This window comes from Steroidobacter sp. (assembly GCF_016790065.1).
GTDB lineage: Bacteria > Pseudomonadota > Gammaproteobacteria > Steroidobacterales > Steroidobacteraceae > Steroidobacter.
In genome coordinates this window covers 1-6,521 of sequence record NZ_JAEUPY010000785.1, presented here as the reverse complement: position 1 = coordinate 6,521, position 6,521 = coordinate 1, and the positions used below count along the sequence as shown (strand labels likewise).

Below are 6,521 nucleotides of genomic sequence, written 5' to 3'. Positions count from 1 at the left end.
ATCGACTTGCGATCCAGGGCCTGGGAGATGTTGAGGTCGTTGAGGTTCAGGGTGGTCATTTCAGTAACTCCGTCAGTGGTTGAGGTGGTTTCGAAAACGCTTCACTTCGCGCTTGGTCGAGGAAATTGCAGGCGGCATGCCAGCTGTGCCAACGACCCGAAACTTTTTTATAAGTGACTGACGGAACTATGAAAATCGCAAAGCTGGAAAATTGTCGCGGCGCGCGAACGCGCGCCTGACCAGGAAATTAGTTGGCTCACTCCCAACACCAAAACATGCACGTGTTGGATCGATCCCGACGCGCCCGTCGATCAGCGGCTGGCGGTGATCTGAGTGCGAGCGTCGTGAATGGCGGTGGCCAGATCCAACACCGCGGTGGCGTAGAACGTCGAGCGGTTGTAGCGAGTGATCGCATCGAAGTTGCTGAAGCCAGCCACATACTTCGAGGGCTTGCCCGGCGTGGGCAACTCGACGACCGAGCAGGCGCCCTCGGGTAGCTTCTTGATTGAGAAGCGCACGCCCTTCTCCTGCAACGCTGCGACTTCATGTGTGCGCTCCAGGCCAGACACCAGTTCGGCTTCGCTGCCTGCAGGCAAACGTACCGGCACCAGCGCGGCCTCGCCATCCACCCAGCCGAATGCTTTGAGATAGCTGCCGATGCTGCCGATGGCGTCGGAGCTGCTGCCAACCAAGTCGATGCTGCCATCCTGGTCGAAATCTACCGCATACTTGCGGTAGCTCGAGGGCATGAACTGCGGCAAGCCCATCGCGCCGGCATACGAACCTTTGATCTTCAGCGGGTCGATGCTCAGCTCTCGCGACAGCAACAACAATTCCTTGAGCTCGTCGCGGAAGTATTCCTGGCGACGCGGCCCGTCGAACGCAATCGTGGCCAACGAATCGACCACTCGGAACGAGCCGGTGTTCTGGCCGAACGCGGTCTCCACGCCCAGAATGCCAAGCACCACTTCGGGCGGCACCCCGAACTCGGCCTGCGCGCGACGCAGGTCCGCTTCATGCAAATCCCAGAATTGAGTGCCAGCCGCAATGCGCGACTTGGTCAGAAACTTGGCCCGGTACTTGGGGTAGGAACGCACCGGCGGCGTCACCGGCTTGGGCCGCTCCGGCCCGATCAACCGCGACACCACCGGCTGATAGCGCGCCTCGCCCAGCACGCGTTCGAGTTCGGCGACGTCCATGCCGTGTTCCGCCTGCATGGCTTCGATGAACTCGCGGACTTCGGGACGGGCCAGGTACTCGGCATTCGCTGCCGGGCTGCACAGCGCCCCGGCCAGCAGAGTCAGGGCGGCGAACCGCAAACTTTTTACAACCATTCCAGCAGCCCACCCAAAGAGCGATACGTTGTCACTGCATCGGCAGCAGACGCAGAAACATAATCTGGGTGACAGCTCAGTTAAGTGATGTTTCTCACAAACCCGGGTCGACGCCGGCTGTGGATCATGCTCACACCGGGAGCGATGCCACACGTGGCTGAGCCATACGCACCCACACCAGCGCGCCCAACGCGAGCCAACCGATCAGCAGTTGCCATTCCAACGGCAGCGAACCCTTGGCGGCAAACCAGGGGTCGACGAACGCGACCACGGCCATCGCCGAGCCCAACACCAGCGCCGCTCGAATCGTCCATTGGCCGCCGGGAACTTGATACGCCGCCGGCTCGCCTTGCTGTCGGGCTCGGAGCAAGCCGAAGGTGACCGCGACCAGGATCGCGGTCATTCCCATGGACGCCGCATTGAGCAGCGGCACGATGGCCCCTCGCCCCAGCGACAATCCCAGAATGTTGATGAGTGCCAGCACCAGCACCGCCACCATCGGCGAGCCGTGTCGAGCGTGCAATCGAGCGAGCGGCGCCGGCAACAGACCATGGCGCGCCGCTGCCAGCGTCAGCCGAGCGGCCATGAATGTGACGCCGTTCCAAGTTTTGAACAGCGACACGATGGCAATGATCAGCACCACATCGACCCACACACCGCCGCCGGGCAGACGAGCGGCAGCCGCCACGACCGCGAGATCCGCCTGGGCCAGCTCATGCCACGGCATCATGGACGCGGCGCTCAATAAGATCAGCACGTAGAACAAGGCGGCACATAGAATCGACGCAACGATGGTGCCTGCCACCGTGCGCAACGAGACGCTCGAGCTGCGCTCTTCCACTGCCTGTGGAATGGCTTGAAATCCATTGAGCAAGATCGCTGAGAGCGCAAAGATCCATAGCGCGCCCCGCCACCAGCGATCATCGGCCACGCGCTCCCACGCCGGCTGCAGGTTCGAGAAGGACCCGAACGCGAAGAATGCCGCCATCAACGACAGCGCCCCGACCAAAAAGATCAGCGTCAACACTGAATGCACTCGCGCGGAGAAGGTGCCGCCACGCCAATTGAGCCACGCGACCGCGATGGCTCCAAACACACCAATCGCAGCCCCTTGCCAAGTCACCGCTTCACCGAAGATCCGATACAGCGACATTTGACCCATCGAAGGCAACAGCCGCGAGACAAACCACGCGAGCGCGATTCCCTCGAAGATCATGATTGCCACCAGCATCAGCAAAGTCATCCACGCCACGGCGAACGCGGCGCGCGGGCCGAAGATTCGTAAGGCGTAGATGAACTCGCCGCCCGTCTCTGGGACGCGAGTCGTCAACTCTGCGTAGCACAGGCCAATCAGTGCCACCGACAGTCCGCCGGCGAGAAGACCGAGCACTGTTCCGCCCGGACCGGCCGCGACTAGCCATTCTCCCAGAATGGCCACCCACGCAGAGCCGACGACGGTGCCGAAGCCGAGTGCAAGAAACTGCAGACGACCGATCTTGCCGCGTAGTGCCTGTGACATGTTTGTGTAGCCTTCAGCGCCACACTTCGCGGCAGATGCGAATGTAGTTCTCGCCGAGGATGCCGCGTACCTGAGATTCGGTGAAGCCGTCTTTGAGCAAGTGTTCGGTCAGTTCCAGCAACTGATTGGGCATCGCGTAGGTGAAGCCGGGCCACTGCGGATCCAGCGTCATCGGCCACTCTTCCGGGCGACCACGCGCCCAGCGCGTCAGATTCACATGGTCGAACACCACGTCGAAGCCGATGCCGATGTGCTCCGGGCCGACCACTTCGGCGAAGTGCCGGATGTGTTTGAGCATGGTCTGCGAGCTGCACTGTGGATCGCCCAAGTATTCGCTCGACCCCGAGATGCCGATGAGCCCGCCGAGGCGCGCACACTCCTTCGCCTGCCGATCAGAAACATTTCGCGTGGTATCGCGCAGTGCTCGTGCATTGGAATGACTGAACACTACTGGCTTGGTGATCGCGTCCATCGCCTCGAGCGACGAGCGCTCACCGACGTGGCTCAGATCGAGCAACATGCCGACGCGCTCCATCTCCTGGACCACCTTGACGCCAAACTTGGTCAAGCCGCCGTCATCGCGCTCGAAACAGCCACCGGCTACGCTATTGCCGAGATTGAATGCCAGCAGCGTATGGCGAATGCCCAGCTTATAGAACGTTTCGATCAGGGTCAGATCGCGATCCAGACAATTGGTGCCTTCGAAGTGCAATTCCAAGCCCAGCCGGCCGGACGCCTTGGCCCGCAACACATCGTCGACAGTCTCGATCAGCACAAAACGTTCCGGCTGCGCCAGAATCTTGCTACGCGCCGCAGACAATAGCTTCAGCGCTTCGCCGGCCGTGTGATTGTCACCGGCGAGCGTCACTCCCACGATGGTGTGACCCGCTGCCTCGAAGTCTTGCAGTCGGTCCCAAGTGTTCCCCTGCGGCGGGTCCCAGGGCCAAATCATGTCCCACACGACAGCGCTTTTGTAGAGCGCCTGGGCGTTGTTAGCAATGGTCGCGGTCATCGGCGTGCTCCAGGAAAAGCTCAATGCACAGAGTCGACCGGCAGCTTGCGCAGCCGCAGGTCTTTGATGTCGACGGTGGTCAGCCGCAGGCCCGCGGGTTCGATCTTCACCGTCATCTTCAAATCCAAGTAAGACGCAGCCGTTTCCGGCACTGCTTCGAACACGTCGGGTGTCACCGAGCGCATGTTGAAACGCTCGCCGCTGCGGTTGCCGCCGTTGATCTGCAACTGCAAACCCTCCGCTGCGCGGACGACGTGGTAATGAACGCCGAGTTCATCGTTGCGATACCAGCCCAGCAATGAATCCGTCTCGGCGGCAGTGAACGCACGCCCTTCGACCACTTTCTGCACCGGTCGCGGTTGCGGCCAGTCCGCGTACTGCAAACTCAAGCCAGCCGATGTCTCAACGACACGGACCGCGTTGGCGATACGCCCGCCATAGCTCATGAAATCTCCAGCCTTGCCACGACGCGCCAGCAACCCTTCCGAATCATGGAAGCGATACTGAATCTGCCGCACGCCGTCGCCGGCCTTGGAATTCAAGCGCAACACAAAGCCGCTCTGAGGCTCGACAAACGTACCCGAGAGTCGTTGCAGCTCATCGGCTTTCCATTTCTGGTCGACCGGCACGTTCATGACAGCATCGCGCGCAGGATTGCGAGCAGATAAATAGAAGCCGTCGTCGACGGCACTCAACGCAGCGTCCACCGTCTGCAACATCCGTTGCGGATCGGAAGACACGCCATAGTCGAGAGCATTGCGCATCTGGAGCACCCAGATGTCCAGCTCGGGCAGGTACGCGATGCGCTTGCCGTAGAAGCCACCGTGATGAACGATGCGCACCCCGCGATGTTTCTCGTCGATGAAGCCGTAACGATAGGCCGGCGTGTACCAATCATTGGCCGGCGAACTCACGGTCAATTGCTCGATCCAGCGCTTGCCGTTGGCTTGCGGCGTGGTGAGATAGCGTGCGTAGGCGATGTAATCTTGAATCGTGCCCATGCCGGCGCCATCGCCGCTGGTCTCTACGATGATGCCGCCGATGCGCAGCGAGTCGGTAGCCAGATTCGGCGCCGGCGATTGATTCATCAGATAGCTGGACGCTTGATTGGGGTAGAACTGCGGTTCGTACGACTTGGTCCTGGCGGTCTTCATGTTCGCTGGAGCAAACACCAGAGCGCGCATCGCCGCGTCGAAACTCTGCCCGGTCACCTTCTCGATGATGCGTGCTGCCAGTCGCGTTCCCGCATCGTTGTAGTACCAGTTGCTGCCCGGCGCATACGGCAACGAGCGTTGTTTACGGTTGAGTTCGTACAGCTCATCCAAAGTCAGCGGCTGATACGCAGCGCCCGTTCCCGCCAGGTGCAGCAGAGTTTCGTCCTGCCACAGCCCGGACGTGTGATTCATCAGATGTCGCAATGTGATGCGGCGGTCGAACTGTGGAAAGTCGGTGAGATAGCGTTGTATTTCATCGTCCAGCGACAGCCGCCCCTGTTCGGCAAGGCGCAGCAGCGCCAAGCAGGTCATGGATTTGGTCGTCGAGAAGAACGTGTACAGCGTCTCGGGCGTCCAGGGTGCGTCGAACTCGCGATTCGCATATCCATAGCCGCGCAAATGAACCACTTCGCCCTTGCGAAGAATCGCCACGATGGCACCAGGCGAATGTGGCGCGTCGTAGTAGGAATAAATGGCATCGACCGCCGCCGACAGTTTCGGATCGACTGCAACGTTCCACGGCGCCTGCGCGGCCTGCAACGGAAGGGCCACCAGCGCCAATAATCCAGCCGCCAACATCGAATACTTTGTCACGCTTGTTCCTCCAACCAACCGCGGCGTCGATACGCCGGATCGGGATATTCATAAAAGCCGCTGCCGGTCCCTTCTCCGAGCCGCCCCGCTTCGATCATTTGCGACAAGAACATCGGTGGCGCATCGCTCGGGTCACCGGTCAGCTCGAAGTACTGCTGCTCGACGCGGCGGATGGAATGCAGCCCGATCTCGTCCATCAGCCCGCACGGTCCTTGCGAGACCCCGAAAGCCAGCATCCAAGCACGGTCAATGTTGTGAGGCGTGGAGATGCCTTCGGCGATCTGGCGCAACACTTCTTTCTTGACGACCCGCCACAAGCGATTCATCGAATAGCCGATGTTCTCTTTGCCCAACTGCAGCGGAATCATGCCGATGTGACGTGCCCACGCGAGAGCAAACCCCACAGTGGCCGGCTCAGCCTGCGGCGCTGTCATCAGCTCTACCAAGCGAAAGTGCCGCGGATCGGAGAAATTCATATTGAAGAATCGTTCCGGCCGACCCGACGCTTCGGCAATGGGCGAACACGGCAACACCGACGCGTTCGAGCCCATGTAAGCCTGCGGCGAGAGCAGCTTCGCCACCGAGGCTGCCACTTCACACTTCAATGCCAAGCGCTCGGGAACATTCTCGAACGCCAGCTGAGCGTCTGTGACTGCGTCTTCCAGGGAAGCTGCGGCCCGCAGGTTCAGCTGCACCTTTTCGGCCTCGGCGCCAACGGACCACGAAGCCGCCAGTTCCACGGACTCAGTCGCCTTTCCCGACTCAACGTCGAAAAGACGCGTCGGCATACCGGCGCGCGCACAAGCCCATGCGACTTTGGTGCCCATGACGCCGGCGCCGATGATGGC

The 6,521-nt window shown here is 61.0% G+C and carries 5 protein-coding genes; all 5 read right to left on the bottom strand.

Going from position 1 to position 6,521, the window contains the following annotated elements; genetic code table 11:
• Positions 1–311: 311 nt before the first annotated feature.
• Entirely contained in the window at positions 312–1,334 is a 1,023-nt protein-coding gene (gene mltB / locus JNL55_RS31840) for a lytic murein transglycosylase B (RefSeq protein WP_293864142.1), read from the bottom strand.
• 130 nt (positions 1,335–1,464) lie between these two features.
• Positions 1,465–2,853, bottom strand: coding sequence for an APC family permease (locus tag JNL55_RS31835; protein WP_293864140.1), 1,389 nt, complete (start codon positions 2,851–2,853; stop codon positions 1,465–1,467).
• Between the two features lie 13 nt (positions 2,854–2,866).
• Complete coding sequence (locus tag JNL55_RS31830) at positions 2,867–3,865, bottom strand: dipeptidase (protein WP_293864138.1); 999 nt, start codon at positions 3,863–3,865, stop codon at positions 2,867–2,869.
• 20 nt (positions 3,866–3,885) lie between these two features.
• Positions 3,886–5,673 carry a serine hydrolase domain-containing protein gene (locus tag JNL55_RS31825; protein WP_293864135.1) on the bottom strand — a complete coding sequence of 596 codons (1,788 nt, stop codon included), beginning with the start codon at positions 5,671–5,673 and terminating at the stop codon, positions 3,886–3,888.
• Positions 5,670–6,521: 3-hydroxyacyl-CoA dehydrogenase family protein (locus JNL55_RS31820; RefSeq protein WP_293864132.1), on the bottom strand; the 852-nt coding region annotated here is incomplete at its 5' end. The genes JNL55_RS31820 and JNL55_RS31825, both read right to left, overlap by 4 nt.

Coding starts and splice junctions, on each gene's coding strand:
- mltB (WP_293864142.1), bottom strand. CDS start 1,334: ATGGTTGTAAAAAGTTTGCGGTTCGCCGCCCTGACTCTGCTGGCCGGG.
- JNL55_RS31835 (WP_293864140.1), bottom strand. CDS start 2,853: ATGTCACAGGCACTACGCGGCAAGATCGGTCGTCTGCAGTTTCTTGCA.
- JNL55_RS31830 (WP_293864138.1), bottom strand. CDS start 3,865: ATGACCGCGACCATTGCTAACAACGCCCAGGCGCTCTACAAAAGCGCT.